The sequence below is a fragment of the Streptomyces spiramyceticus genome (assembly GCF_028807635.1).
GTDB lineage: Bacteria > Actinomycetota > Actinomycetes > Streptomycetales > Streptomycetaceae > Streptomyces > Streptomyces spiramyceticus.
In genome coordinates, this window is the sequence record NZ_JARBAX010000001.1 from 2,437,291 (window position 1) to 2,462,794 (window position 25,504).

The 25,504-nt window shown below is 69.1% G+C and carries 23 protein-coding genes; 9 read left to right on the plus strand and 14 right to left on the minus strand.

Going from position 1 to position 25,504, the window contains the following annotated elements:
* Window positions 1-6: 6 nt before the first annotated feature.
* Complete coding sequence (locus tag PXH83_RS10900; protein WP_274559265.1) at window positions 7-684, minus strand: response regulator transcription factor; 678 nt, start codon at window positions 682-684, stop codon at window positions 7-9.
* 433 nt (window positions 685-1,117) lie between these two features.
* On the opposite strand from PXH83_RS10900, the gene PXH83_RS10905 reads away from it, so the two are divergent.
* Window positions 1,118-2,623, plus strand: a complete 1,506-nt coding sequence (locus PXH83_RS10905) for a peptide MFS transporter (RefSeq protein WP_274559267.1) — start codon at window positions 1,118-1,120, stop codon at window positions 2,621-2,623.
* A gap of 945 nt (window positions 2,624-3,568) precedes the next feature.
* Here PXH83_RS10905 and PXH83_RS10910 read toward each other — a convergent pair.
* Window positions 3,569-4,123, minus strand: coding sequence for a GNAT family N-acetyltransferase (locus PXH83_RS10910; protein WP_274559269.1), 555 nt, complete (start codon window positions 4,121-4,123; stop codon window positions 3,569-3,571).
* A complete protein-coding gene (locus PXH83_RS10915; protein ID WP_274559271.1) occupies window positions 4,120-5,097 on the minus strand; it encodes an NsdA family TPR-like regulatory protein in 978 nt (325 codons plus the stop codon). Before PXH83_RS10915 ends, PXH83_RS10910 begins: the two co-directional genes overlap by 4 nt.
* 530 nt (window positions 5,098-5,627) lie before the next feature.
* Between PXH83_RS10915 and PXH83_RS10920 the strand changes: the two genes are divergently transcribed.
* The 5 genes from PXH83_RS10920 to PXH83_RS10940 all read left to right on the plus strand — a co-directional run bounded on the left by PXH83_RS10920 (window position 5,628) and on the right by PXH83_RS10940 (window position 8,206).
* Window positions 5,628-5,978, plus strand: a complete 351-nt coding sequence (locus PXH83_RS10920) for a hypothetical protein (RefSeq protein ID WP_274559274.1) — start codon at window positions 5,628-5,630, stop codon at window positions 5,976-5,978.
* A complete protein-coding gene (locus PXH83_RS10925) occupies window positions 5,975-6,148 on the plus strand; it encodes a hypothetical protein (protein WP_274559276.1) in 174 nt (57 codons plus the stop codon). Before PXH83_RS10920 ends, PXH83_RS10925 begins: the two co-directional genes overlap by 4 nt.
* A gap of 83 nt (window positions 6,149-6,231) precedes the next feature.
* Window positions 6,232-6,642: a hypothetical protein gene (locus PXH83_RS10930; protein WP_274559278.1), complete on the plus strand. Its 411-nt coding sequence runs from the start codon at window positions 6,232-6,234 to the stop codon at window positions 6,640-6,642.
* Window positions 6,643-6,752: 110 nt separating this feature from the next.
* Window positions 6,753-7,742 carry a serine/threonine-protein kinase gene (locus PXH83_RS10935; protein WP_274559280.1) on the plus strand — a complete coding sequence of 330 codons (990 nt, stop codon included), beginning with the start codon at window positions 6,753-6,755 and terminating at the stop codon, window positions 7,740-7,742.
* Entirely contained in the window at window positions 7,739-8,206 is a 468-nt protein-coding gene (locus PXH83_RS10940) for a GNAT family N-acetyltransferase (protein WP_274559281.1), read from the plus strand. Before PXH83_RS10935 ends, PXH83_RS10940 begins: the two co-directional genes overlap by 4 nt.
* A gap of 63 nt (window positions 8,207-8,269) precedes the next feature.
* On the opposite strand, the gene PXH83_RS10945 is transcribed toward PXH83_RS10940, so the two are convergent.
* The 6 genes from PXH83_RS10945 to PXH83_RS10970 all read right to left on the minus strand — a co-directional run bounded on the left by PXH83_RS10945 (window position 8,270) and on the right by PXH83_RS10970 (window position 13,663).
* Window positions 8,270-9,586 (minus strand): hypothetical protein, encoded by a 1,317-nt coding sequence (locus tag PXH83_RS10945; RefSeq protein WP_274559283.1) that lies wholly within the window; start codon window positions 9,584-9,586, stop codon window positions 8,270-8,272.
* Between the two features lie 14 nt (window positions 9,587-9,600).
* Window positions 9,601-10,623 (minus strand): hypothetical protein, encoded by a 1,023-nt coding sequence (locus tag PXH83_RS10950; RefSeq protein WP_274562773.1) that lies wholly within the window; start codon window positions 10,621-10,623, stop codon window positions 9,601-9,603.
* 269 nt (window positions 10,624-10,892) lie between these two features.
* A complete protein-coding gene (locus PXH83_RS10955) occupies window positions 10,893-11,750 on the minus strand; it encodes a COG1470 family protein (RefSeq protein ID WP_274559286.1) in 858 nt (285 codons plus the stop codon).
* Window positions 11,751-11,797: 47 nt separating this feature from the next.
* Window positions 11,798-12,457, minus strand: a complete 660-nt coding sequence (locus PXH83_RS10960; protein ID WP_274559288.1) for a peptidase — start codon at window positions 12,455-12,457, stop codon at window positions 11,798-11,800.
* Window positions 12,458-12,628: 171 nt separating this feature from the next.
* A complete protein-coding gene (locus PXH83_RS10965; RefSeq protein WP_274559290.1) occupies window positions 12,629-13,120 on the minus strand; it encodes an ATP-binding protein in 492 nt (163 codons plus the stop codon).
* A 174-nt stretch (window positions 13,121-13,294) separates the two neighbouring features.
* Complete coding sequence (locus PXH83_RS10970; RefSeq protein ID WP_214921626.1) at window positions 13,295-13,663, minus strand: STAS domain-containing protein; 369 nt, start codon at window positions 13,661-13,663, stop codon at window positions 13,295-13,297.
* A gap of 251 nt (window positions 13,664-13,914) precedes the next feature.
* Here PXH83_RS10970 and PXH83_RS10975 point away from each other — a divergent pair, with 251 nt between their 5' ends.
* Complete coding sequence (locus PXH83_RS10975) at window positions 13,915-14,817, plus strand: RNA polymerase sigma factor SigF (protein WP_274567647.1); 903 nt, start codon at window positions 13,915-13,917, stop codon at window positions 14,815-14,817.
* 121 nt (window positions 14,818-14,938) lie between these two features.
* Here the strand turns inward: PXH83_RS10975 and hutI are convergent, their stop codons facing one another.
* The 4 genes from hutI to hutU all read right to left on the minus strand — a co-directional run bounded on the left by hutI (window position 14,939) and on the right by hutU (window position 21,011).
* Window positions 14,939-16,114, minus strand: coding sequence for an imidazolonepropionase (gene hutI, locus PXH83_RS10980; RefSeq protein WP_274559298.1), 1,176 nt, complete (start codon window positions 16,112-16,114; stop codon window positions 14,939-14,941).
* 537 nt (window positions 16,115-16,651) lie between these two features.
* Window positions 16,652-17,986: a formimidoylglutamate deiminase gene (locus tag PXH83_RS10985; RefSeq protein WP_274559300.1), complete on the minus strand. Its 1,335-nt coding sequence runs from the start codon at window positions 17,984-17,986 to the stop codon at window positions 16,652-16,654.
* On the minus strand, window positions 17,977-19,191 hold the full coding sequence (locus tag PXH83_RS10990) for an allantoate amidohydrolase (protein WP_274559302.1): 1,215 nt from the start codon (window positions 19,189-19,191) through the stop codon (window positions 17,977-17,979). The genes PXH83_RS10985 and PXH83_RS10990 overlap by 10 nt, the downstream gene beginning before the upstream one ends.
* 143 nt (window positions 19,192-19,334) lie before the next feature.
* Window positions 19,335-21,011, minus strand: coding sequence for a urocanate hydratase (gene hutU / locus PXH83_RS10995; RefSeq protein ID WP_274559304.1), 1,677 nt, complete (start codon window positions 21,009-21,011; stop codon window positions 19,335-19,337).
* Between the two features lie 120 nt (window positions 21,012-21,131).
* On the opposite strand from hutU, the gene PXH83_RS11000 reads away from it, so the two are divergent.
* Window positions 21,132-22,475 (plus strand): type III PLP-dependent enzyme domain-containing protein, encoded by a 1,344-nt coding sequence (locus PXH83_RS11000; protein WP_274559306.1) that lies wholly within the window; start codon window positions 21,132-21,134, stop codon window positions 22,473-22,475.
* Between the two features lie 63 nt (window positions 22,476-22,538).
* Window positions 22,539-23,906, plus strand: a complete 1,368-nt coding sequence (locus PXH83_RS11005) for an APC family permease (protein WP_274559308.1) — start codon at window positions 22,539-22,541, stop codon at window positions 23,904-23,906.
* Between the two features lie 470 nt (window positions 23,907-24,376).
* On the opposite strand, the gene PXH83_RS11010 is transcribed toward PXH83_RS11005, so the two are convergent.
* Entirely contained in the window at window positions 24,377-25,495 is a 1,119-nt protein-coding gene (locus tag PXH83_RS11010) for a methyltransferase domain-containing protein (RefSeq protein ID WP_274559310.1), read from the minus strand.
* Window positions 25,496-25,504: the final 9 nt, after the last annotated feature.

The following is a 25,504-nucleotide window of genomic DNA, read 5'->3' on the forward strand; positions in this document are numbered from 1 at the left end:
TGTACGTCAGCTCTTCTCGAAGCGGAAGCCGACGCCCCGCACGGTGGCGATATAACGCGGGTTGGCGGCGTCGTCGCCCAGCTTCTTGCGGAGCCACGAGATGTGCATGTCGAGGGTCTTGGTCGACGACCACCAGGTGGTGTCCCAGACCTCGCGCATCAGCTGGTCGCGCGTGACGACCCGGCCCGCGTCCCGGACGAGGACCCGCAGCAGGTCGAACTCCTTTGCCGTGAGCTGGAGTTCCTCCTCGCCCATCCAGGCGCGGTGCGATTCGACGTCGATCCGTACGCCGTGGGTGGCGGGAGCGGGGGTGGGCTCGGTGGCGCCGCGCCGCAGGAGGGCCCGTACGCGGGCGAGCAGCTCGGCGAGGCGGAACGGCTTGGTCACGTAGTCGTCGGCGCCGGCGTCGAGGCCGACCACCGTGTCCACCTCGTCGGCGCGGGCGGTCAGCACCAGGATCGGGATGGTGTGGCCGTCGCCGCGGAGTCTGCGGGCGACTTCGAGGCCGTCCATGCCGGGCAGTCCCAGGTCGAGCACGACCAGGTCGACTCCGCCCTGGAGTCCGGCGTCGAGCGCGGACGGTCCGTCCTCGCGCACCTCGACCTCGTAACCCTCCCGGCGCAGTGCGCGGGCCAGCGGCTCGGAGATGGATGCGTCGTCCTCGGCGAGCAGTACACGGGTCATGGACTGATGGTAGTCCGCGGACGGTACGAGGCGTGGGGCGATGGTGTGGCGGCCGTCCGGTGATCGTCCGGAGGTCCCCCGGCGGCCCCCCTCGTTGTCCGGAAGTCGTCCAGACCCTGCGGCTCTGGGATGCGATCCTGGCAAGGGCCTTCGGATCAGGGCTGTAGGTTCCCGCGCAACCTGTGATCCATCTCTCAAGTCCTTCCATATGCCGCGCTGTCGTGTCGTATGGTGGCGAGACGCCTGTAGTACGACGCAGGGGCCTTTGGGGTGTCAACACGCCAAAGGTCTCTTTTCTGTGCGGGGTTGGCTTGCCGCCCCGTCGACAGGAAATGACCTATCGGCCGGGCCCCTCGCGTGCTGCCGGCCGCCCCCCACACGGGCGCGTACCCGCTCACGAGGCGGACGCGTCCCGAGCGAGCAAGGATCCACCATGGCGTCCAGCCTGACGAAGGACACCGCCGGGGCACCTTCCGGCGAGAAGGCCTTCTTCGGCCACCCCCGCGGTATGGCCACCCTCTTCATGACGGAGATGTGGGAGCGCTTTTCCTGGTACGGAATGCGCGGCATTCTCACGCTCTACCTGGTGGCTGCGGTCCTCGATGGCCCGCTGGAGGACCGGAAGGTTCTCGCCGCCTCCATCTACGGCGTCTACAACGCCGTCGTCTACATGGCGGCCATGCCGGGCGGCTGGGTCGCCGACCGCCTCTGGGGTGCGCGCAAGGCCGTCCTCGTCGGCGGCATCGTCATCGCGCTGGGCCACTTCACCCTCGCGATCCCGAACGACGTCGCCTTCTTCTGCGGCCTCGCGCTGATCGCGGCCGGTACCGGTCTGATGAAGCCGAACATCTCCGTGATGGTCGGCGGCCTCTACGAGGGCCAGTCCAGCGCCCGCCGTGACGCCGGATTCACGCTCTTCTACATGGCGATCAACATCGGCGCCATGATCGCGCCGCTGGTCGTCGGCTACCTCGGTGAGAACGTCAACTGGCACCTCGGCTTCGCCGTTGCCGGTATCGGCATGAGCCTGGCCGTCGTCCAGTACGTCCTGGGCGGCCGTCACCTCGGTGACATCGGCAAGGAGCCCGCGAAGCCGGCCACGCCGGAGGAGAAGCGCGCCGTCCTGCGCAAGGTCGCAATGTGGGCGGGCATCGCCGTCGTCGCGCTGCTCGCGGACCTGGCCATGGGTACGTACGACATCGAGCACGTCGTCAACGTCCTGGCCGTTCTCGGTGTCGTCGTGCCGATCGTCTACTTCGTCGCGATCTTCCGTAACCCGGCGCTCACCAGCGAGGACCGCCCGAAGATCAAGGCGTACGTGTGGTTCTTCGTGACCGCCGTGCTGTTCTGGATGATCTACGACCAGTCCGGCTCGCTCCTGACGATCTTCGCCGACGAGAAGACGGACCGCATGATCGGCGGCTGGGAGTTCCCGGCCTCCTGGTACCAGTCGGTCAACCCGATGATGGTCATCGTCCTGGCCCCGATCTTCGCCGCGCTGTGGGTCAAGCTGGCGCAGCGCAACCGCGAGCCCAGCACCGCGATGAAGTTCGCCCTGGCGATGCTCCTCATCGGCGGCTCGTTCGGCATCATGGGCCTGGCGGGCGCCGCGGCCGCGAACAGCGAGACCGGCAAGGTCACGATCTTCTGGCTGCTGAGCGTCTACCTCGTGCAGACCATCGGCGAGATGTGCCTGTCGCCGGTCGGCCTGTCCCTGTCGACGAAGATGGCCCCGAAGCTGTTCGTCGGACAGATCATGGGTCTCTGGTTCCTGGCCAGCGCCACGGGCAACGCGCTGAACGGCTGGACCACCAAGCTGAACGCGCCGCTCGGCGACGCGCTCTACTACACGCTGTGGGCGGTCGTCGCCGTCGCTGCGGGCTTGGCCTTCATGACGGCGGGCAAGCGGATCCGCGCCCTGATGGGCAACGTGAAGTAATACGCGCTGCTCAGCAGAACGAGAACAGGCCGGTACGAAGAAAGCTTCGTACCGGCCTGTTTTGCGACCGGGCCAGGAGGCAAGATGCGCCCGGAAGGTGCACGCCCTTACGGTCACCCAAACAGCTACTTGGTCTCCTGCCAGTAACCGGCAAGACTGGAACGAATAGGGCACTTGACTATGGAACCCTGCCCCGGATTCTTCCACGAGTCATACAGCGTTACATAAACATCATGCGTACTGGCGCCCGTGCCACGGATGTTGGCGCACTTGATTGCAGCGCGATGCTTATTCACCATCTTCGCGCCGGCCACGAGCGGACCATGCACTGGAGTGCACTTCGACGTAGCTTGGGCCCTGCCCCACACAAGCTTGGCAGAATTACTGCACTTCGACTGAGTTGCGGCGAAAGCCTGACCTGGAAGCGCAACCACCAGAGCGCTCCCGAAGACTGCCACCGAGGTGGCGATGGTCACACTTCTCTTCATGCGGATGGCATGAATGCTCATATCTCTCCCCGTCAAAAAGCAGAGGCACAGCCCATGCAGACGCACGCCTGATCAAAACCAGCATGCGGCAGATTGGAAATACCGGGCCGCCATATGCATCTGGTCAGGATGCACACATACCTCTGAGGTTTCATTAGCGCGAGCTGATTCCTGCCGACGCGTTGATGACCCTAGCGCCCGTTCAAGACAAAGATCAAAAACTTGCCGTGTGCTGTCCATCACCTAATGGTGACAACTACCCGGCACGGACAATGGCAGAGGGTCGGTCATCGTTGTCGATGACCGCCGCTCCGCGTGAGCGTCAGCCATTCAGGTTGCGCCACCGGCGCCGCGGCGTCTGGGACAGGCCGCGGGGCCGACCAAGGACGTCACAACCTACTGGACCCGCGCGGCCGTCGTAGGGCCGACCCCGCCGGCCCTACCGCGTAACAAGCCGTCAGCGGAGTGTGCGCATCATCGACGCGAAGACGGGCGAGTCGGGGAACGGCTGCTGTTCGCCGATCTTCTCGTAGCCCCACCGCTCGTACACGGCTTGGACCTTGCCATCTCCGGCGGCCGGATTGACCAGGAGAGTGATGCGCTCCTCGGGGCGGCCGGACAGTAGCTCTTCGTGGATTCGGTGGGCGGCGCCGGTACCGCGCCACGTCTTGCGGACGACGATCTCGTTGAGCGCGAAGGTCCGGCTGCCGGTCTCCTCCGCGAAGCCCTCGGGCATCTGCGTCGTCATCGCCGTCCACCACCGGCTCTTCGTACCGAGGGGCACGCCGTACGCGAAGCCGACCGCCTCGCCCTGGTCGTACGCCACGACGGCCTCCCAGCCGAGGGCGGAACTGTGGCCGGTGAGACGCTCGTTGAACCGCTCGACCGTGTAGAAGGGGCCGGTGAGCCCGAAGTCGCGGTGGCGCACCTCGGCGTGAACATCGACGATCTCCTGGCGCACCTCCTCCACATTGCGGACGTGGCGGAGTTCGAGCGCGGCAGGGCTGGTCATACGGCGGTTCCTTTTCGTGAGGCGGTCCGATACTCGGTCCAGGAGCGGGTCTCGCGGGCGTCGGGGGCGATGCGGTGGATGAGGAGATCGAATTTCTTGAGGATGTTCGCAGACCGGCCGGCGGAGTCTTCGTGGGCGGACTGCGCGGTGGTGCAGGCCAGTTCCACGTCGCCCTGGAGGAGCTGGGCGAGGGCGAGCTGGGCCGTGTAGTAAGTCCGGTTGCGGCGTAGCTCGGGCCGGAGCTGGGCCAGGGCCCGATGGGTACATGCTTCAGCTTCGGCATACCGGCCGATGTGGAGGTTGGCGATGGCCGACAGTCCGTCGAGTTCGGCCTGGTCGTAGAACCCCATCCAACTGGGGCGGTACTCCCGTGGGTCGGCACGGTCCCATGCTTTCTCGGCGGCTCCCAGGCTCCGCAGGGCGTTGGTGCGGTCTCCGGCACTCGCGTGGACACCGGCACTGCGCGCATGCGCGAGGGAGGCGAAGAGGGGATCTTGTCGGGTGATGGAGCTGCTGCGCGCGGCTGCCGCTGCGGCGATGGCTTCGCCCCAGTCCTGACGCTGGAGGGCGAGGATCGCGGCATGAGACCAGATCCGGAACTGGATACCGCTGTCGCCGGAGAGGCCGGCGAGCGCAATGGCTCTTTCACTGTGCCGCTGAGCCTCGTCGAGGTGGTGCGCGTCGACTGCGGCCCACATCGCGGTGGACGTGAACGACGCGGCCATCAGATAGAGGCCGGAGCGTACGCGGTCCGAGGCAGAGTAGTTACGGTGCAGGTCGAGAGCCTGCTCTGCCAAGGCCGCCGCTCTGGATTCAAGCGACATGTCCCCGCCCGCGTTGTCGACGTCCACCAGGGCGTCGAAGCGTGCTTGCAGACGGGCAAGATCGGAAGCGCCGACCTTCGGCCGCGAGGAGATCACCCCCACCGAACCGAGGGCTGCTCCGCTCGCGGCGAGGAAGGTGCGTCGCCTCAACGGGTCCTCCGGGGGTACTGGTTGTCGCGCCGAACGTGGCGGGGTGAACCCGAGTTGTTCGGCCGTGCACCCGAATACTGTCTCTAACGCGGCCCGATTTTTCCCCTGCGGCCACCGTGTTTTTCCGGTCACGAGGTTGTGCACCGTGCGCTCGGACACCGTTCCGTACCGGCCGGCGAGCTGCTCGATCTCCGCGTTCATGCGGTGTGCCAGCTCAGCGTGGGTCAGTCCCAGTTCGCTCATGCGTTCTTGAAGCGCGGCATTGCCCCCCATGACCACCGACCGTAGCCCTCTGATCACATCCGCCTCAAGACATAGGTAATGACGGGGTCAAATCTTCCGGCCGCGTGCACGCAGGCCGCGCGCACTTCTTCCTGACTGTCACCCCGGCACCGCTCGTTGAATGGATACACGTCGCCAAGGACCGCCCCGCAGGCCCGGTCTGGAAGCGGCCCCCGTGACCGGCGCCCAGCCTCGCCGTCCTCCTGGTGGGGCGGGGCTGCCACCACCCAATCAAAGGAGGCGTACCGGTGATCACGCCCACGACGTCGACCCTGCCCAACCCCCACGATGTCCGCGCCGACGTCGCTGTGGCCCTCGCCCTGGCCGGACACGGACGTGCCCACGGGGAACTCGTCTCCGCGCTCCGCAGGCGGCTGTGCGGCTACATCCACGCACTGGCCGAACCCGCGCGAGCATGGGCTGCACTTCAGGTGGAGGACGCCGACCGGTACCAGGCCGTGATCCGCCAGGCCATACGGATCGCGACCACCGGAGCCCTCACCGAACCTGACCCCGCCCACGCGCTGCGCCTGCTCGCCAAGGCCACCGACACCACGGCCCGCATGGCAAGCGCCCGCCCACCGGCGGAGGCGTCATGACCTCGCCCGCGTGGCCACTGGCCGTACCGGAACCGAAACCGGGCTGCGCCACCTGCGCCCACCTGTGCCAACTCCGCCGCCAGGCCCAGGCCACCGGCGACGGCTCCGCCACCAGCGACGCCAACGTCCGCCTGCGCCGCCACTTCGCCGAGGACCACTCCGACACCTGAGACTCCCCGGCCCGCACCTTCCCAGGCAGTCGGCACGGGCCAGGGTCCACACACCGCTCGCAGTCAACGAGAGGAGCACCACCATGAGCACCGAAACGCTGGAGAAAGTCGAGCTGGGCCGGTTCTTCACGGTCAGCGCCCGCTGCTTCGCCGTAGGCCACGGCGCACCCGAGATGTTCTCCCCCGCGATCGACGCCGAATGGCACCGGCTGATGGAGACACCCGAGTACACCGAGTTCAGCAGTCGCCACGGCGGACAGGCCTTCGGCCACGCCAGCAACTGCGGCGCTGGCTCCGTCACCTGGATCACCACGTACGAAGAGATGTATGGCGCCCTGCCGGAGATCTGGTTCACACGCGAGGACGGCACCCTCGACGAGACCGGATTCACCCACTACCGGGAGACCGGCGAGGTCGTCGCCGAATGGAACTGCTCCCCGGCCCCGGGCGACGGCGACGCGGCGCCGACACAGGAGAAGGCCGCCGCGCGGTGACACACCCACGAACTGACGGAGCGTCCCGGCTTACCGCTGGGGCGCTCCGCCTCGTTGAGACCCGGACCACGAATCCACAGTGCGTAGACATCGCCGACTACGTTCAGCGCATGACGGCCCACTGCCCCTACCTGGCCCCCTCCCTGGCACGCGGGCTGACCGGCTGGACCGTCTACGAAGCCGCTGGCGAGACGGACGCGGTCGAAGCGGAGTTGTTCTGGGCCGGAGTCCAGGCCGCCGAGTGGATACGTCCTTTGGCACAACGGCCCCACGGCGCGCTCGTGTGCGAGAACGTCGTCATCCTGGGCGGCGCACTCCACAGCCACCTCACCGCATGGCCTCATTGGGCGCTGAAGAACCTGTACGGGCCGGTAGGCGTCATGTTCGGGAAGTTCCACGCCGGGGAGGAAGAGTTCAACCGCGATGGGCAGAGCATCCCCACCACGCCCGTCTCGTTCCTCCCGGTACGGCCCGCAGTACGTAAACGCGACCCCAGGTTCCTGCGCGACACTCCGGACCTGGCCGACGCGCTCGCCGTGGCGGTCGACGACGGCCGCGACGTATTCGGCGGCATCCCACACCAACTGCCGCTCACTGCCGCCATCGACCTGTGCCGGACCGTGGCCGAATTCCATGCCTCCGGTTGGGTCCACTCCGATCTCCAACCCACCCACGGCATCCACGCCATCGATGGAGTCCGCCTCATTGACTTCGCATGGGCCTGGCCCGTCGGCAAGCAACGGCCCCCAGGATTCGAGGGGACCATGATCCACCTGACCGCGCCGGAACTCGCCACATGCATCAACGATGGAGAGCCGGTCATCCCAGACGTCTCCGCAGATGTGTACGCCCTCGCCGGTGCGCTGTGGACCTGTATCACCGGCCGCTGGCCACTCGACTACGCCGCAGCCGGAGCCACCCCGGGGACGCTTACCACGGCCGAGCTCCGGGTCCTCATCGCCAACCGCCGGGCCCCACTCGACGAAGCCACACCCTGGCCCGAGCTGCAAGGCGTCCTTCGCCCCGTCCTTCTCGCGGGGAACCGGGACCGGCCTACGGCCGGCGAACTCGCCGATCTGATTTCGAAGGTGGCGGCATGATCGGGCTGCGCCATCTGACGATGGACGACGCCGGAGCCGTCGGACGTATCCGGAGCGGTGCGTCCATGCGGTTCATCCCGGCGAGGCAGCCTCGTCCGGAATCCGCGCTGGAGTGGCTGACCCGCGTCCTCTCCTACGCCGACGTCGTACCCCACGCATGCTGGTACTGGGGCATCACCTCCGGAGACGACCTGGTCGGACTGACCTCCATCCGCCGCTACCCGCACGGGGAAGGCTGCCTGAGCTATATCCTGCGGGAAGACTGCTGGGAGCGCGGCTACGGCACGGACGCCGTACGGGAGATGGTGGCTTTCGCCTTCTCCGTCGTCGGCCTCGACACGCTCACCGCCAAGCACCACCCCGACAACCCCGCCTCCGGCCGCGTCCTCATCAAGGCGGGGTTTACGTGTCGGGGAGTCGAGCACGGCTACCTGTCCTACGCCAAGGACTGTGCTAACGGATGACCGAGACAACCGAAGGCGGGCCGGAAGATCGCCGCCGGTTCGTCCCGGCCCGTTCCGTGTCAGTCAGCGCCGCAACCGCCCCCACGGGGTGAACGTGAATACCGCGCCGCCCAGCAGGATCACCGTGCCCGCGACCAGGCCGAGGGCTCGCAGGCCGCCGTTGTCGGTGGCGCCGGTGTCGGCGAGGCCGCCGCCGGAGTCGGTGCCACCGCCTCCGGTCGCGGCGCTGCCGCCCGCCGAACCGCTTGCTGAGCCGCCGCCCGACGCGCCGCCCGGCTGGGCGGAGGTGTCGAGCTCAAGGGACACCTCGGCCTTGCCCTTGACCGTGCACGGGATGCTGATCTTCTGGCCGCCCAGGGTGACGTCGATCGTGAGCGTCCCGGGGCTGAGCGTGGACTTGCCGCTCGCACCGGGCTTGTACGTCCCTGTCATGTCCGGCAGGTTCACCGGCTTGCCCTGCTCCAGCGGGTCCTTGTTGGCCGGGCCCACTACAGGGACAACGCCCTTGTCCGCGCCGCCGAGCAGCAGTGCCATCGAGGGCTTGAGTGCGCCTGCGGGGAGTGCGGCCGGGCTGTCCATCACTCCCTTGGCCGTCTTGACCACCAGGTCGTAACTGCCGCCGTTCTTCTTGGCGTTGATCGTCACCTTGGAGTTGATGCTCGCCGGGCCCGGCGACTTGCACTCGAATGCGACGGTGACCTCCTTGCCGGGGAAGTCGGTCTGGCCACCGTCACCGCCGCCGGATGTGGTCCCTCCTGCGGTGGTCGTGCCGCCGGAGGTCGTGGTGCCGCCCGAGGTGGTGCCTCCGGAGGAGGTAGTGCCTCCTGAGGTGGTGCCGCCCGAGGTGCCGCCGCCCTCCGAGACCTTGATCGTGGCGGCCGCCTTGACCGTCTCCTTCGGCGTGCACTTCGTGTCCGTCGACATCGGCTTGCTGACGTTGATGTTGTACGCGTCGGGCGTCAGCGTGATCTCGCCCGCCTTCTCCAGCTTCAGCTTGCCCTTCATGTCGGGCAGGATCATGGGGCTGTTCTTGGGGATGGGCGGGTTCTGTCGCGGGCCCTCCATCTTCAGGTCCGCGGTCGTCGCGCCGGCCACCTTGATCGTGCCGGTCGGCTTGACGGTGTCCTTTTCCAGGTCGATGACGTCGGGGTTCTTGGACGCCGCCTCGACGGTTTTCCACACGACTTCTACCTCGTCGCCGACTTTGGCCTCCGCCGGTGCGGTGATCTGCACCTTCGTGGTGCCCTGGACGGGTGGCAGGCCGGAGATGGGCGGGGGTATGCACTCGGTCTTGTACGAGACTTCGGCTGCTTGCGCGGGGCTCGCCGCGAGCAGGATTCCCGCGCCGCCGAGCATCAGCGCGACCCCTGCCGCGCTCATCCTCCGTTGCGTGGTCACGGATTTCCCTTCGTCGTCGGACTGTTATCGGACGGTGCGGAGATCTGGGCGTGCGGACCCGGTGCGTTGTCCGGGGTAAACCACGGCAGGGCCGTGGTGTCTGTGGGCGGTGGTGACGTGGCCGCTTGAGCGCGGGGCGCCGTACGGTGGCGGCCCGCTGCGCGGTTCGGCGTACGCGGCCGTACCTTGTCGACGATCGCCATGCCGATGCGGAACACCGCCGCCGGTACGACCACGCACAGCAGAACCCAGAAGAGCGTGACGCCCCAGGGGCGCCCCACGCCCCACGGCTGCTCGGCCAGCACCTTCTGCCCGTACTTGAGCGACACGAGGTAGTCGCCGTGCGCACCGGCCGGCAGCTGGACGTCCAGCTTGACCTGCGCCTTCTTTCCGGGCTGGATGGTGCCGCGCCACTGACGTTCCTCCCACTGCGGGGAGTAGACGCCGTGCGAGGTGCCGACTTCGAAGACCGGGTCCTTGACCGGGTCGGAGCCGAGATTGCCTACGGTGACGACGAGTTCGCGGGTCGGCGGGGCGCCGAACCAGGTGAGGACCGAGCCGGATCCGTCGAGCCTGGCGGCCGCGAGTACGGCCAGTCTGCCGCCGGCGCCGGGCTGCGGCAGCGGTTCTACGGGGTGGCCCGCCACGTCGAATACGGCGTCCACGGTGGCTTGTTCGCCGGTGACCGTCGCGACATGCACTACGCAGGGGCACGCCTTGGGCGGTTCGGCCACCGGCATCTTCTTGCTGAAGGCGCCCTTCGCGTCGGTGGTCACTGCGCGGCCGTCCGAGTTTGCGCAGGCGTTGGTGCCGCCGATTACGCCGCCGGCCGGGGTGGCCTGGCCGCAGATCAGCATCATGAGGAGGGCTTTGGGGCGCCAGCCGTTGCCTTTGACCGTGATGTCGCCGCCCTTGCCCGCCTCCGTTTTGGAGAGGGTTACTTGGGGTTCTGGGTCGGCTGCTGTTGCTGTGGGGAGTGGGGTAAGGCTCAGGGCCAGGGCGAGGGTCAGCGCTGCCAGCCATTCGGCGGGGGTGCGGTGCGGTGGCGCCGGGGTCGGTGCCGTTCCGGGGCGGCCTTTTTTGGATGCCGCGCGGGGGTGCGGTGCCTTCGGGGTCGGTGCCGTTCCGGGGCGTCTCCTCGGGTGCCGAACGGGCGGGGGGGTGCTTTTGTACGCCGCCCACTCTGTGTTCGACACCCTGCGGGGAGCGCCCCTGCACGTCCCCTCCCGCAACCCCGCTTGCCTGGCGGCGTGGGGCTCGTCGTTCTCGGGGGCGGGGTTGCCGGCGGTCACGTTGCTGCTCCTGCCTTCGCCAAGTGCCGTTCGGGGGTTGCCGTTTCGGTGGTCGGGTATGCGGGGCTGCGGCGTACGAAACGCACTGCTGCGGCGCCTGCCAGCAGCGCCGTAAGAGTTACCGGGGTCCAGGGGACGAAGGTTGCGGAGGCTGTCGACGCGGCGGGTGCGGCGCCCGGGGCGGTCGCGGTCAGGCGTACGTCCACCGAGTCCAGCGCCGGGGCGTCCGGCCAGGATTCCGTGAGCTCTACGCGCCGGCCGGGGAGCAGATTCAGCCGGAGGGTGCGGGCCTTGCGGTGCAGTACCTCGCCGAAGAGGCCGTCGGCGTGGACGGTGAGGCTCGGGGTGAGTGCGGTGTTGCCCCGGTTCACTAGTGCGTAGTGGATGGTTTGCTCGCTGATCGTGATGTCCTCCACCGTGAGCGCCGCCAGCCTCGGGCCGCTGACGCGCAGATGGACTCGTACGCCGGCCTCGCGGCCTCCGCCCGACGCGACGATCGTGCCCGGGTGGTCGCCGGGCGTCGCGCTCTGCGGCACGGTGACCGTGAAGGGGACCTCCGCCCGGGTGCGGGGCGGGATCTTCACCTCGTCCGCCGCGAGTGCGATCCACGCTCCGGTCCGGGTGTTGTGCGCGCCTCGGAGTTTGAGGGTGCGGGGCTTGCTGCTGGAGTTGGTCAGCGACAGCTTGTCCTCCAGTACGGTGCCGGCCGCGCCCTCCAGGTAGAAGTACGGCCTGCCGTCACCGCTCGGAGCCACCTTCCACCCCTCCGCCGCGGCATGGGCAGGGGTGGCCAGGACGGCGGCGCACAGCAGTGCGGCGGTGAGGAGGCGGACGGCACAGTGCGGCGACGGCATGGGCGGCTCCCGAGTACGGCGGCTTACGGGCGTACGGCCGGGGCGGCTCAGCCCGTGGGCCGCTGTCCGCGCCGGGTCAGCCACAGCGCACCTGCCGCCCCGGCCAGCAGCACGGTGCCGCCGAGCGTGCCGAGTGCCAGGGCGGAGTCGAGGGGTCCGGTCTTCGGCAGCTCGCCGGGCGCGTCCTGCGAGGTGCCGCCCGAGCCCTTGACGTCCAGTTCCAGTGACGGCTCGGGGCTGTTGGAGGGGGTGCAGGTGGTGGTCGTACCCAGAGCCTTGATGGTCAGCACGGACGCCGTGAAGGTGACCTTTCCGGTCTTCCTGGGCGTGTACGTACCGGTCAAGTCGGTTATTTTGATGGGGGTGTTGGCCGGGACGGCAGCAGGGTTCGGTGGGCCCGACACCTGCACTGTGCCGCTCTCCGCGCCGCCCAGCTTGATGACCGCGCTCGGCTTCATCGCTCCCTTGCCCAGCTCCACGGGGCTGGACGAGACGCCCTTCTGGAAGGACATGGTGAGCTTGTAGCCGCTGCCGCTCTTGACGCCCTTGATGTCGATCGGGGAGACGGCTCCCTTGTTCCCGATCGGCGTCTTGCACTGGTAGTTGACGTCGACGACGTCGGCATGGGCCGCGGGGGCGCCCAGCAGCACCGCCGAGCCCGCAACCGCTGCCGCCAGCGCGAGAGTTGTCCGCTTCTGGTACGACACCTCGTGTTCCCCTTATGCCGGAAGTTACTGACGACACATCAGATTGGGCGTCAAGGTACGCCTGGGGCCTTGCCGAGGGAAGACAAAGTGCACGCCGGATCGGCGTGCACTTCCGATGATTGCGAACCGCCGGTAACCCCGTGCGGGAACTGGGGTTCGGAGTCGGCGGGGCTAAATGGGAGCGGCGAGTTCCGCCCAGACCGTCTTGCCCGTGGCCTCCGGCTCCCGTACGACACCCCAGTCCAGGCACAGCCGCTGCACTATGAACATCCCGTGCCCGCCGGGCCGTCCGGCCCGGTGCGGCGTACGGGGCGCAGGCTGACCGGCGCCGCGGTCGATGACTTCGAGCCGCAGCACCTTGCCGTCGCACGTGACGCGCAGTTCCTCCGGCCCTTCGGCGTGCAGGCAGGCGTTGGTGACCAGTTCGGAGACAACCAGCAGGACATCCTCGGCAGCGGCACGCCGCTCGGCCGTCTCGGCGGGGAGCCAGCCCCACTCGTACAGCGCCTGGCGGGTGAAGTCTCGGGCGAGCGGCACAATGCCGCTGGCACTGCCCAGTGCCAGGGAACGCACCTGACCGGCGGCGGACACGGCTGAGGCAGAGCCGTGGCTCGCCGACTCTGGGCCGAGGTCGCCCGGCCGAGGCTGCCGGGTGGTGCTCATCAGCGCTTCACCTCACCGATTCGCCAATTCATCAATTCATCGCTGCAAGGACATGGGGGCCTTCGGGGCCCCCAGGGGTAGACGGAGTCAGAGTCCTCCTGCCCGACCGAACGGTGAGAACACCCACTTTTTCGGTACGGACGACGTGACACGGATTACTCAACCGGCCGGAAGTCAGTCTTCCATCGCGGCTTCGAGCGATTCATGCACGGTGAAGACGGCCTCTGCCCCGGTAATTTCGAAGACCCTGGCCACTACCGGCTGCATGCCGGCCAGATGGACTCCTCCCCCGGCCGCTTCGGCCTTGAGGCGGGCGCCGAGCAGCACATTCAGCCCGGTCGAATCACAGAACTCGAGTGACGAGCAGTCGATGACCAGGCGCGTACGCCCGGCCTCGAGCGCACTCTCCAGAGGCTCACGCAGCAATTCGGCGGTGTGGTGATCAAGCTCACCCGCCGGTGTGACGATTTCGCTCCGGCCCTCGGTCCGAACTGCGACCCGGAGTCGACCCCGGTTCGCGCTGCCGACCGTCCCGCGCTCCATGCCCGTCTCGTCTCTCTTCGCAGTCGTGACTGTCATTGACGTGCCAGAACCCTACGCCTTCTGCACGCCGACCGGTACTCGAAGTACCACACAACCCCTACCAATACGGACATATGGGACTTGCAAGTCCTGGGTAAGAGCGGGTAGGCCTAGTAGGGACACAACCAACACGACCGGCTTTGGAGGCGCCGCACACCGCACGCACATGTATCGGCATCGGCAGCCATATGCCGAGAACGATGGAGGAGACCATGTCACCCCGGCTCGACGAATCGCGAACGCCGCTCCCTGTGCAGCCGCCCGCGCCGTCGACAACCCCGCCCGAGCAGATCGAGACCGGAATCGAGGGGCTCGAAGGGCTCCCCGAGATCCCGCCGTACGACGAGGTGGGGCCGCTGGATGCCAGGGCCCTGTCGAAGACGCTCTTTGGGCGCCTCGAATCCCTCGAAGAGGGAACGCACGAGCATGCGTACGTACGCAACACACTCGTCGAACTGAACTTGGCCCTGGTCAAGTTCGCCGCTTCCCGGTTCCGCTCCCGCAGCGAACCGATGGAGGACATCATCCAGGTCGGAACGATCGGCCTGATCAAGGCGATCGACCGCTTCGAGCTCAGCAGGGGCGTCGAATTCCCGACCTTCGCGATGCCGACCATTGTCGGCGAGATCAAGCGCTTCTTCCGCGACACCTCCTGGTCGGTCCGCGTCCCGCGGCGCCTCCAGGAACTGCGTCTCGACCTCGCCAAGGCCGGTGACGAACTCGCCCAGCAGCTCGACCGCGCCCCCACCGTGGGCGAGCTGGCGAAGCGCCTCGACCTCACCAATGACGAGGTCGTGGAGGGCATGGCCGCGAGCAACGCGTACACCGCGAGCTCGCTGGACGCCCAGCCCGAGGAGGACGACTCGGAGGGTGCGCTGGCCGACCGTATCGGCTACGAGGACCATGGCCTCGAAGGCATCGAGTACGTCGAATCGCTGAAGCCCTTGATCGCCGAACTGCCTTCGCGCGATCGCAAGATCCTCTCGCTGCGCTTTGTCGCGAATATGACGCAGTCGGAGATCGGCGAGGAGCTGGGCATCTCGCAGATGCATGTGTCACGACTGCTCTCGCGCACGCTGAACAAGCTGCGGAAGGGCCTGACGGTCGTGGAATAGGCACGCGTGCGGTATGCGGAATACCGAACGCTGAATGAGGGCCTGCCCCGGGCGATATCCGGGGCAGGCCCTCTTTCATGGCTCGCCTACCCCGTTCCGCGTCGCCCAGTGCTCTTGTGCCCTAGGGCTTGCGGGCGCCGTGCTGCCAGACCGCGGTCACCAGGGGTACGCCCGGGCGGTAGGCGAGGTGGACATGGCTCGGGGCGTCGAGCAGCGCCAGGTCGGCGCGGGCGCCGGGGGCGACGCGGCCGACGTCGGTACGGCGCAGGGCCTGGGCACCGCCCGCTGTGGCCGACCAGAGGGCCTCGTCCGGGGTCATCCCCATGTCGCGTACCGCCAGTGCAATGCAGAACGGCATGGAGCTGGTGAAGGACGAGCCCGGGTTGCAGTCGGTGGACAGTGCGACGGTCGCGCCCGCGTCGATGAGGCGGCGGGCGTCGGGCCAGGCGGCTCGGGTGGAGAACTCCGCTCCGGGGAGGAGGGTGGCGACCGTACTGCCGTTCGCGAGGGCGTCGACGTCCGCGTCGGTGAGGTGTGTGCAGTGGTCGGCGGAGGCGGCGTCGAGCTCGACCGCGAGCTGGACGCCGGGGCCGTAGCTGAGCTGGTTGGCGTGGACCCGGGGGGTCAGGCCCTTGGCCTGGCCGGCGGTGAGGATGGCGCGGGCCTGGTCGCCGTCGAAGGCTCCCTTCTCGCAGAAGACATCCACCCAGCGGGCGTACGGGGCGCAGGCGTCGAGCATCTCGCCGGTGACCAGGGCGACGTACGCCGCCGGGTCGTCGGCGTAGTCGGGCGGGACGATGTGGGCGCCGAGGTAGGTGACCTCGTCGGTGTGCTGCGCCGCGATGCGCAAGGCGCGGGCCTCGTCCTCGACGGTCAGCCCGTACCCGGACTTGGTTTCGAGGGTGGTCGTGCCCTGGCTGAGGGCCTCGGCCAGGTACTTGGCGACGTTGGCGCTCAGCTCCGCGTCGGTGGCGGCGCGGGTGGCGGCGACGGTGGTACGGATGCCGCCGGCGGAGTAGGCGCGGCCCGACATACGGGCGTTGAACTCCTCGGTGCGGTCGCCCGCGAAGACGAGGTGCGAGTGCGAATCGACGAAGCCGGGGATGGCGGCGCGACCCTGTGCGTCGTACACGTCGTCGGCGGCGGGGGCACCCGCGGCGGGGCCGACCCAGGCGATGCGGTCGCCGTCCATGACGACGGCGGCGTCCTGGAGGAGGCCGAGGGGGGTGTCGCCGAGGGCGGGGTCGTTGGTGACGAGGGTGCGGATGTTGGTGACGAGGGTGGTGCGGGTGGTCATGGTGCGTCTCCTGTCCTGACGATTGATACTGGGCGGCCGGCGCCGTGCGCGGTGTCGGGCGATGGGGGGATCCGCTGCGCGGGGCGGCTGTCCCCTGCCTGCCCCTTCCCGACCCTGGGGCGAGGCCGCGGGCCCCGGAGGATGCGCACGGGCGCGGCGCCCATGCCATAAGCGGGGCGGGTGCCCCCACTTCCGACGGCCTGGGGGCCGACGGGCGTGCCCACGCCCTGGGGCGGCGAGGTCGGCACGGGACCTCTGACGCCCAAGGGCGGATGAACGCAGCACCCACCCGGTGTGGCCAGCGGCCGACGGGCGCAGCGCCCGCAGCCTCTGGGCCCCGGGGCCATAGGGGCGCGGGCCCCACAGCTGTGGGGTTCGCCCGGCAGCCGGTGGCCGCGTCGGGCCTGTGGGGGCCATTGGTGGGCGGTTGGCCGCCGGAGTCGTGAACTTCCGCGGCCCTCCCCCCGTGGGTGGGCCGGGTCGGGCAAGGCCTGGCGCGCAGCGCCGGGGGTGTGTTCCTCCCCGCCGCGCGCAAGGTCATCCGTGCACTGCTGCGATCGCCTTTGCCAGGGCCGCCGGGACCGAGTCGATCATCGTGTGCGCCCCGTCCCGCACCACGTGCCGGCCGCCCACCACCGTGTGCCGTACGTCCGCCGCCGACGCCGCGAACACCGCCGTCTCCGCGCCCAGCCGTGGCAGCGGGCCCGCCGTCCTCACCGTGTCCAGGGCGATCGTCGTCAGGTCCGCCAGCGCCCCCGGCTCGATCGTGCCCGCGTCGTGCCAGCCCAGCGCCGCGTATCCGTCGGCGGAGGCCGCGCGGATCAGGGCCGCAGCCGTCCAGTGGCCCCGGGTGCGCGAGCGCAGGCGTTCGTTCAGTTCCATCGCCCTCGCCTCTTCGAGGAGGTCGATCACCGCATGGCTGTCGCTGCCCAGGGACAGCTTGGAGCCCGCCTTCTGCAGGCGCGTCGCCGGGCCGATGCCGTCCGCCAGGTCGCGTTCCGTCGTGGGGCACATGCACGTGCCCGTGGAGGTGGAGCCCAGCAGCGCGATGTCCTCGTCCGACAGGTGCGTGTTGTGGACACCTGTCGTACGCGGGCCCAGCACCCCGTGGTCCGCCAGCAGACGGGTGGGGGTCAGGCCGTGAGCCACCAGGCAGGCGTCGTTCTCGGCCGTCTGCTCCGAGAGGTGGACGTGCAGCGGGGCTTCCCTGGACTGCGCCCAGGACGCGACCGTCGAGAGCTGGTCGGCGGGTACGGCGCGTACCGAGTGGATCGCCGCGCCGATCCTGACGTGGTCGCTCTCCTTGAGCAGCGAGGCCCGCTCGGCCCACCCCTCGGCGGTGCCGTCCGAGAAACGCTGCTGGTGGCGGTTGGGCGCCACACCGAAGCCCGACGAAAGGTACGCCGTGTCGAGGAGCGTGATGCGGATGCCCGCCTCACCGGCCGCCGCGATCAGCGCCTCCCCCATCGCGTTCGGCTCGGCGTACGGCGTACCGCCGCTGCCGTGGTGCAGGTAGTGGAACTCGCCCACCGCCGTGATCCCGGCCAGCGCCATCTCGGCGTACACGGCACGGGCGAGCTCGAAGTACGACTCCGGGGTGAGGCGGCACGCCACGCGGTACATCACCTCGCGCCAGGTCCAGAAGGTCCCGGAGCCGACCTGGACGGTGGAGCGCAGTGCCCGGTGGAAGGCGTGCGAGTGGGCGTTGGCCAGACCCGGGATCGTCAGGCCCCGCAGGACCGTCGCGCCGGGCGGCGGCGCGGGAACGTCCTTGCGGACGGCCGTGATCCGGCCGTCCGTGAGGTCCAGGGCCACGCCCGGCTCGACAAAGGGGTCGAGCCAGGCGTGTTCCAGCCAGTAGGTCACGTGCACGCGAGCCCCTCCAGTACGTCGGCGAGTGCGATGACCCCTGCGACGCAGTCGTCCTCGGCGGCGTACTCGGCCGGGGAGTGCGAGATGCCCGTGGGGTTCCGTACGAACAGCATGGCGGTCGGGACTGAAGCGGACAAAATACCCGCATCGTGTCCCGCGCCGGTGCCCAGAACGGGGATGTCGCGGCCGAGGATGCGCGCGAGCTCGTCGCGCAGGGCGTGTTCGAATTCGACCACCGGGGTGAACGACTCACGCGTGATGCGCAGGTCGATGCCCGCCCGGGCGGCTTCTGCCTTTGCCGCCTGTTCGATGGCCGCGATCACCTGGTCGAGAGTTGCCTGGTCAGCGGCGCGGGAGTCGAGCCAGCCCCGGACCAGGGAGGGGATGGCGTTGACCCCGTTCGGCTCGACGGAGACCTTGCCGAAGGTGGCCAGGGCGCCGGTGAGCTGCGCCTCGCGGCGGGCGGCGATGACCGTCTCGGCGTACGTCAGCATCGGGTCACGGCGGTCCTCCAGGCGGGTGGTGCCCGCGTGGTTGGCCTCGCCGTGGAAGTCGAACCGCCAGCGGCCGTGGGGCCAGATGGCGGATGCGATGCCGACGGGGTGGTCGGTGCCCGCGGCGGAGCCGCTGTCAGACACGGCCAGGGCTCGGCCCTGTTCCACGTGCAGCTCGATGAACGCGCCGATACGGGAGAGGCGCTCCGGGTCCGGGCCGATGGTGGACGCGTCGTAGCCCGCGGCCTCCATGGCCTGGGGGAGGCTGATTCCGTCCGCGTCGCGGAGCTCGTGGGCCTTTTCGGGCGTGAGCTGCCCGGCTGCGAGGCGGGAGCCCACACAGGCCAGGCCGAAGCGTGCGCCCTCCTCGTCGCCGAAGTTGGTGATGGCGAGGGGCTTGGTGAACTCCGCTCCCCTGCGGCGGAGTTCGTCGAGGGCGGCGAAGGACGATACGACGCCCAGGGGGCCGTCGAAGGCGCCGCCGTCGGGGACGGAGTCGAGGTGGGAGCCGGTGACTACCGCGTCGCCTGCGAGGGGGTCGCCCTGCCAGGCCCACTGGTTGCCGTTGCGGTCTACCTCGTAGGTCAGGCCTCGGGATTCGGCCTGGGCGCGGAACCAGGTGCGGCAGTCTTTGTCGGCCTCCGTCCAGGCGTAGCGGCGGTAGCCGTTGGAGGTGGCGTTGCGGCCGATTGGGCGCAGCTCCGCCCACATTTCGTGGAACGAGGTGGAAGATCCCCCAGCCCCACCCCTTCCCGAAACCGGGGGCACCCCGGGCCCCGTGGGACGTGCGGGCACCGTTGTGCCCACCCGTTCCGCCCCAGCGGAACGACTGCCCACAACAGGGTGGTTCGGAGTCACTCGCCCTCCCGCATCGGGATGCGTACGCCCTGCGCGTCCGCCGTGTTTTCCGCGATGTCGTAGCCCGCGTCCACGTGGCGGATTACGCCCATGCCCGGGTCGTTCGTCAGTACGCGGCGGATCTTCTCGCCCGCAAGCTTCGTGCCGTCCGCGACCGAGACCTGGCCCGCGTGGATCGAGCGGCCCATGCCTACGCCGCCGCCGTGGTGGATCGAGACCCAGGACGCGCCGGACGCGACGTTCACCATGGCGTTGAGCAGCGGCCAGTCGGCGATCGCGTCGGAGCCGTCGAGCATGGCCTCCGTCTCGCGGTACGGGGAGGCCACCGAGCCGCAGTCCAGGTGGTCGCGGCCGATGGCCAGCGGGGCGGCGAGGGTGCCGTCGGCGACCATGTCGTTGAAGAGCGCACCGGCCTTGTCGCGCTCGCCCTGGCCGAGCCAGCAGATGCGCGCGGGCAGGCCCTGGAAGTGGACGCGCTCGCCGGCCATCTTGATCCAGCGGTGCAGGGATTCGTTCTCCGGGAAGAGGTCCAGGAGCGCCTTGTCCGTCTTGTGGATGTCGGACGCCTCGCCGGACAGCGCCGCCCAGCGGAACGGGCCCTTGCCCTCGCAGAAGAGCGGCCGGATGTACGCCGGCACGAAGCCGGGGAAGTCGAACGCCCGTGAATAGCCCGCCAGTTGCGCCTCGCCGCGGATCGAGTTTCCGTAGTCGAAGACCTCGGCCCCCGCGTCCATGAAGCCGACCATCGCCTCCACGTGACGCGCCATCGACTCCCTCGCGCGCAGCGTGAAGTCGGCCGGCTTCTCGGCGGCGTACGACGCCATGTCGTCGAAGTCGACACCGAGCGGCAGGTACGCCAGCGGGTCGTGCGCCGAGGTCTGGTCGGTCACGATGTCGATCGGGGCGCCCTCGGCCAGCATCCGCGGCAGCAGGTCCGCCGCGTTGCCCAGCAGGCCGATCGAGAGCGGCTTGCGGGCGTCACGCGCCTCCACCGCCAGCTGGAGCGCGTGCTCCAGGCTGTTCGCCTTCACGTCCAGGTAGCGGTGCTCGATGCGGCGCTCGATCGCGCGCGGGTCGACGTCGATGCAGATCGCGACGCCGTCGTTCATCGTCACGGCGAGCGGCTGGGCGCCGCCCATGCCGCCGAGACCGGCGGTCAGGGTGATCGTGCCCGCGAGGCTGCCGCCGACCCCTTTACCAATTGAATGCAGCTTGGCCGCGACCGCCGCGAAGGTCTCGTACGTGCCCTGCAGGATTCCCTGCGTACCGATGTAGATCCACGACCCGGCCGTCATCTGGCCGTACATGGTCAGGCCCAGCGCCTCCAGGCGCCGGAACTCCTCCCAGTTCGCCCAGTCGCCGACCAGGTTGGAGTTGGCGATCAGGACCCGCGGGGCCCATTCGTGCGTCTGCATCACGCCGACCGGACGCCCGGACTGGACGAGCATCGTCTCGTCCTGCTTCAGGGTCTTCAGCGTGCGCACCATCGCGTCGAAGGAACGCCAGTCGCGCGCCGCCTTGCCCGTGCCGCCGTAGACCACGAGCTTGTCGGGGTGCTCGGCGACCTCGGGGTCGAGGTTGTTCTGGAGCATGCGCAGGGCGGCTTCCTGCTGCCATCCCAGGGCGCTCAGCTCCGTACCGCGCGGCGCCCGTACGGGTCGGGGTCCTGACATGGTGTGCCTCCTCGATCACGAGTGTTGCATCGTCTATTCACATCCTGTCCAGATGAATAGAACTAGTCAATACGTCGGAGCGCTCTGCGCCGGATCACACCGGGTGATTGGCTGAGACACATGCCTTCGGACATCAGCGGCCCCGCCCGCCGAGAGCAGGCCGTACGCGCCGCCGTCGAACAGGGAGTCGTCGGCCTCGACCACCCCATCGTCGGCCTCTTCGACATCACCGGCATCCGCGCGTCCGCCGCCGCCCTGCGCGCGGCGTTCGCCGAGGTCACCCCCACCGGCACCCCCGTCCTGCACGCCTTCGCCGTCAAGGCGACGCCACTCGTGCCCGTCCTCAGGCTGCTGTACGAGCACGAGGCCATCGGCGCCGAAGTCGCGAGCCCCGGCGAGCTCGCCCTGGCCCAGGCCGCCGGCGTCCCCCCGGACCGCACCGTCCTCGACTCCCCCGCCAAGACCACCGCCGAGCTGCGCCAGGCACTGGCACTGGGCATCGCGGTCAACGCCGACAACGCCCAGGAACTGGCCCGTATCGACTCCCTGATCGCATCGGGCCCCGCCTCCCTCTCCCCCATCGGCCTGCGCGTGAACCCGCAGATCGGCGGCGGCTCCATCGGCGCGCTCTCCACCGCCACCGCCACCTCCAAATTCGGCGTGGCGCTCCGCGACCCCGGCACCCGCGACTGGGTCGTACGGACCTACCTCGAACGGCCCTGGCTGACCCGGGTCCACACCCATTCCGGGTCGCAGGGCCTCTCCCTGGAGCTGATGGCCCAGGGCGTGTCGGCGGCCTACGACCTCGCCGAGGAGATCAACGCGGCGGCCGGCCGGCAGCAGGTCGACACCGTAGACATCGGCGGCGGCCTGCCGGTCGAATTCACCTCCGACGCCGAGACCCCGACGTACGCCGATTACGCCCGCCTCCTCAAGCAGCAGGTGCCCGGCCTGTTCGACGGGCGCTACGGCCTGGTCACCGAATTCGGCCGCTCCCTGCTCGCCAAGCACGGCACGGTCCTCGCCCGTGTCGAGTACGCGAAGACCTCGGGGGCCCGCTCCATCGCCGTCACCCATGCGGGTGTCCAGATCGCCACCCGCGCCGTGTACGCGCCCGAATCCTGGCCGCTGCGCATCGCGGCGTACGACGCGAAGGGCCACCCCAAGCCGGGCCCGGCCGTCGCGCAGGACGTCGCGGGACCGGCGTGCTTCGCGGGCGACCTGCTCGCCGAGAACCGCTCGCTGCCGCTCCTCGAACAGGGCGACTACGCTGCGGTGCTGGACACCGGCGCGTACTTCATGGCCGCGCACTACGCGTACAACAGCCTTGCCAGACCCGGCCTTTACGGCTTCACGACCACCCGCGAGGGGACGCGCTTCAGCGTCGTACGACCGCCGCAGAGCCTCGACGAGATCGTCGCCGAGTCGGGGGGCGCGCACGCCGACGCGCTGCTGAACCCGTAGTCGGCCACGCATCACCCGAGCCACGTGGGGAAGAACCTGCCCAACCCACCCGGGGAGGTCCACTTGTCCACATCCGCCGCTACACCACCACCGGCATCAGCACCACCAGACGACGAGACACCCCTCAAACGCGCCCTCGGTCCCAAGCTGCTGATCCTGTTCGTGATCGGCGACATCCTGGGCACCGGCATCTACGCCACCACCGGCAAAGTCGCGGGGAAGGTGGGCGGCGCGCTGTGGCTGCCGTTCGCGATCGGCTTCGTCGTGGCGATCCTGACGGCGGCGTCGTACGTCGAACTCGTCGGCAAGTATCCGAAGGCGGCCGGCGCCGCGCTCTACACCCAAAAGGCCTTCAAGGTCCCGTTCTTCACCTTCATCGTCGCCTTCATGGTGATGTGCTCGGGCCTCTCGTCCGCGAGCGCCGCCGCCCGCGCCTTCAGCGGCGACTATCTGGCGGAATTCACGGACGCCGTGCCGCCGACGCTCATCGCGATCCTGTTCATCCTGGCGCTCGCCGCGCTCAATCTGCGCGGCGTCTCCGAGTCGGTGAAGACGAACGTGGTGCTGACGCTCGTCGAACTGACCGGCCTGACAGTGATCCTCGTGATCGGCGCGTACGCCGTGATGACGGGCGGCGGAGAGCCTTCGCGGCTCGGCGAGTTCGAGGCCAGCGGCACCGGTTACGCGCTGCTCACCAGCGTGCTCGGCGCCACCGCACTCGGCTTCTTCGCCTTCGTCGGCTTCGAGGACTCCGTCAACATGGCGGAGGAGACGAAGGATCCGCACCGCACCTTCCCGAAGGCGATCTTCATCGGGGTGGCGGTCACCGGCACCATCTACGTCCTGGTCGCGCTCATCTCGTCGCTGCTCGTCGACTACACGGTGCTGGAGAAATCCAGCGGCCCGCTCCTCGAAGTGGTGAAGGCGGGCGGTGTCGACTTCCCGCCCAGACTCTTCGCGCTGATCGCGCTGTTCGCCGTGACCAACTCCGCGCTGATCAACATCATGATGGCCTCGCGCCTCTGCTACGGCATGGCGAACGAACGCATCCTGCCGCGCGGCATGGGCCGGGTCCTGGCCAGGCGGCGTACACCGGTCGTCGGCATCGTCTTCGTCTCGCTGCTCGCCGTCGGCCTGGTGTCCACGGGCGAGATCGAGGGTCTGGGCGACACCACGGCGTTCCTGCTGCTGTGCGTCTTCGCCGTGGTGAACGTCGCCGTGCTGGTCCTGCGCAAGGACCGGGTCGAGCACGAACATTTCCGTACGCCGACGGTCCTGCCCGTGCTGGGCGCGATCACCGCGATCATCCTGGCCAGCCCGCTGGCGGACCGCCCGGCGGACGTCTACATCCGGGCGGGCGTGCTGCTGCTGATCGGCATCGGTCTGTGGGGGCTCAACAAGGTGGTTATAAAGGCACGCGGGGAGGAGTGAGGGGGCTGAGGTAGGGGCCTGCGGCGCTTTGTTCCTCTACCCGCCCCTTCCCGATGCTCCAGACTGACACTTCTGGAGTGATCAGCCCATGGTGGCATCCTCGCGGTCCATTGGTGGCTCCTTCGTCAGGGGGACGGTGCAGTCCATTTCGGCCCGCCGCAGACGTCGTCCACCGGCCAACTTGTTCAGTCGCACGATCTGTCGGGGGCCCTAGCCCAATGGCAGTCCGAGACCTTCGACGGCGCGCCGCTGCGGACCCATTCAGCGCGCAAATAGTGCAGCGTCACCGTGATGGCCGCCGCGGCGGCCACCCTGCCGATGGTCACCATCCGGCAGCCGCATATCCAAGCCGCCGTAACAGCGCCGAATGCGGCGACGGAGCCGGTGCGCATCAGCGGTCGCCCGCCGATGGGGCGGGCGACCGCTCTCATCCTTCTCGCCGTCGAGCGGCCGCCCGGCGGACGACTCCGTTACGCGGAGGGGATCACTCGTCTCAGTTCAATCACCCGTCCTGGGTGGGTAAGCCACACTTCCTGACCGCGCGGACTGACGGTCAGTCCGAATGCGTCAGCGGTCGGCGAGCCGAGACCCACGTAATCCTGGTACGCCGTCTCGATGTCCCACCACAGGTCTCGCTCGCCGTACTGCCACGCCTCGCCGGCCTCGGCACAGGCGCCCGAACCTGCCTGGTCCATCAGCCACACGGTGATCGTGCCGTCCTCTTCGGCGTGGACCATCGAGACGCCGGGCACCCGAGCGCCCGCGTAGATGGAGAAGCCGACGGTGAGCAGGAGCCGAGGGTCAATGTTGGTGTCACTGCGGCGGCCCGGTCCTTCGGCCAGCGGTGGGCGTGCGGGGGCTCGGTGAGATCTCATCGGCATGTACGACACACCGCCCCGGAATGGGCCTGACGCGATGCCTCCCTCCTGGATCGACAGCTGGACGATCGCGCCGCTCCAGAACTCCCCTGTCGTAGGCGCGACCAGAACGCCGCCCGGTTTCACCTGCCGCACCAACTCATGCGGTACGCGGCGCAGTGCGCACGTGGAGATGAGCCGGTCGTACGGCGCTTCGTCCGCATAGCCGTGCTCGCCGTCGGCCACCACCACCGTGGGCGCATAGCCCAGGGCCGCCAGGTTGTCCTTCGCCTGGTGAGCCAGAGGCGGGTCGATCTCCAGGCTGAAGACGTGCTCGTCGCCCAGGCGCTCGGAGAGAAGCGCCGCGACGTAACCGGTAGCGGTGCCGATCGCCAGCACCTTGGTGCCGTCCTCCACATTCAGGTGCTGAAGCATGGTGGCGACCATCCCGGGGTGGCTGTTGGAGGACGTGGCCACCCCGGGACCGTCGGCCGCCCCGTCGTCGATCTGGGTCACCACCGGCTCGTTGCTGTAGACGAGCTGCCACCACTCAGCCTCCGTGCTGACCGGCTCGCACCGCTCCGGCTCCTGGCGCCAGACCGTCGGTGGGATGAAGCGGTGGCGAGGGACTCGCTCCCAGACCTCGCGCCAACGCTCGGACAAGAGGCCCTGCTTGGCCAGTAACTCGACGAGCGCGGCGTGCTGTGGGTGCACCTGCACGGTGCTGCCCACCGTCAGTCC

What these genes read in the sequence shown, in the direction of transcription:
- PXH83_RS10900 (WP_274559265.1), bottom strand. Translation starts at nt 684, where the DNA reads ATGACCCGTGTACTGCTCGCCGAGGACGACGCATCCATCTCCGAGCCG.
- PXH83_RS10905 (WP_274559267.1), top strand. Translation starts at nt 1,118, where the DNA reads ATGGCGTCCAGCCTGACGAAGGACACCGCCGGGGCACCTTCCGGCGAG.
- PXH83_RS10910 (WP_274559269.1), bottom strand. Translation starts at nt 4,123, where the DNA reads ATGACCAGCCCTGCCGCGCTCGAACTCCGCCACGTCCGCAATGTGGAG.
- PXH83_RS10925 (WP_274559276.1), top strand. Translation starts at nt 5,975, where the DNA reads ATGACCTCGCCCGCGTGGCCACTGGCCGTACCGGAACCGAAACCGGGC.
- PXH83_RS10930 (WP_274559278.1), top strand. Translation starts at nt 6,232, where the DNA reads ATGAGCACCGAAACGCTGGAGAAAGTCGAGCTGGGCCGGTTCTTCACG.
- PXH83_RS10935 (WP_274559280.1), top strand. Translation starts at nt 6,753, where the DNA reads ATGACGGCCCACTGCCCCTACCTGGCCCCCTCCCTGGCACGCGGGCTG.
- PXH83_RS10940 (WP_274559281.1), top strand. Translation starts at nt 7,739, where the DNA reads ATGATCGGGCTGCGCCATCTGACGATGGACGACGCCGGAGCCGTCGGA.
- PXH83_RS10945 (WP_274559283.1), bottom strand. Translation starts at nt 9,586, where the DNA reads ATGAGCGCGGCAGGGGTCGCGCTGATGCTCGGCGGCGCGGGAATCCTG.
- PXH83_RS10955 (WP_274559286.1), bottom strand. Translation starts at nt 11,750, where the DNA reads ATGCCGTCGCCGCACTGTGCCGTCCGCCTCCTCACCGCCGCACTGCTG.
- PXH83_RS10965 (WP_274559290.1), bottom strand. Translation starts at nt 13,120, where the DNA reads ATGAGCACCACCCGGCAGCCTCGGCCGGGCGACCTCGGCCCAGAGTCG.
- PXH83_RS10970 (WP_214921626.1), bottom strand. Translation starts at nt 13,663, where the DNA reads ATGGAGCGCGGGACGGTCGGCAGCGCGAACCGGGGTCGACTCCGGGTC.
- PXH83_RS10975 (WP_274567647.1), top strand. Translation starts at nt 13,915, where the DNA reads ATGTCACCCCGGCTCGACGAATCGCGAACGCCGCTCCCTGTGCAGCCG.
- hutI (WP_274559298.1), bottom strand. Translation starts at nt 16,114, where the DNA reads ATGACCACCCGCACCACCCTCGTCACCAACATCCGCACCCTCGTCACC.
- PXH83_RS10990 (WP_274559302.1), bottom strand. Translation starts at nt 19,191, where the DNA reads ATGTGGGCGGAGCTGCGCCCAATCGGCCGCAACGCCACCTCCAACGGC.
- hutU (WP_274559304.1), bottom strand. Translation starts at nt 21,011, where the DNA reads ATGTCAGGACCCCGACCCGTACGGGCGCCGCGCGGTACGGAGCTGAGC.
- PXH83_RS11000 (WP_274559306.1), top strand. Translation starts at nt 21,132, where the DNA reads ATGCCTTCGGACATCAGCGGCCCCGCCCGCCGAGAGCAGGCCGTACGC.